This window comes from Synechococcus sp. R8-2 (assembly GCF_047461715.1).
GTDB lineage: Bacteria > Cyanobacteriota > Cyanobacteriia > Thermostichales > Thermostichaceae > Thermostichus.
On record NZ_JANSHQ010000590.1, the window covers coordinates 1 to 899 of the forward strand.

1 protein-coding gene is annotated in these 899 nt (G+C 62.8%); it reads left to right on the forward strand.

Annotation, left to right across the window (positions count from 1 at the left end; genetic code table 11):
• Nucleotides 1-16: 16 nt before the first annotated feature.
• Complete coding sequence (gene rppA, locus NW819_RS12825) at nucleotides 17-718, forward strand: two-component system response regulator RppA (protein ID WP_414413978.1); 702 nt, start codon at nucleotides 17-19, stop codon at nucleotides 716-718.
• Nucleotides 719-899 lie beyond the last annotated feature (181 nt).

Sequence of the window (899 nt, forward strand, 5' to 3'; positions counted from 1 at the left end):
AGCGGGACGGAGTCCTATGGCACGGATTTTGTTGGTGGACGATGAAGTGGAGTTGGCCGATTCTCTGGCCCAGCAATTGAGGCGAGAGGGCTACACGGTGGACGTCGCCTACACAGGAGGGCGGGCCTGGGAGCTGCTGCAAAAGTCCCCCGCTCTGCCCTACGATCTGCTGGTCTTGGATTGGATGCTGCCGGAGCTCTCTGGGCTTTCCCTCTGCCAGCGGGTACGGCAGGTGGATTGCACCACCCCCATCCTGTTTCTGACGGCCAAAGATACCCTAGACGACCGGGTGGAAGGGCTGGATGCCGGGGCAGATGATTACTTGGTGAAGCCGTTCGAGCTGCGGGAACTGCTGGCGCGGGTGCGGGCCCTCTTGCGGCGAACCACAGGTACTGGAGAAGGGATCCCTCGCCTACAGATAGGGGATTTGGAGCTGGATCGGGAGAACCAGGTGGCCTACCGGCAGGGGCGGATGATCCACCTCTCCCAAAAAGAGTTTCGCCTGCTGGAGTACTTCATGACCCACCCCGGCCAGTTGCTCACCCACGACCAGATCTACGAGCAGGTGTGGGCCGGAGAGGATCCCCCCAGCAGCAATGTCTTGGCAGCTCAGGTGCGCCTGCTGCGGCGCCGCCTCAGGTTGCCCGGAGCAGCAGAATTGATCCACACCGTCTACGGCAAGGGCTATCGCTTTGGGCCTGTCGCCGGGGATCCCTAGCAGCCGTCCCACCTGTAGATAAAACCAAGGCTCCCCCGAAAAGAAGGAGCCCTGCCGGGTCTGGGGAGCGCTTTCAGTCAGCAATGCCACCAGGGCGTTCCCCCCTTCAACCCTGGGGAGCCCAGTCGCCGCGCTATCGGCAACTCCCCTCTCCTCCTGTGGGAAAGGGGCTGGGGGTGAG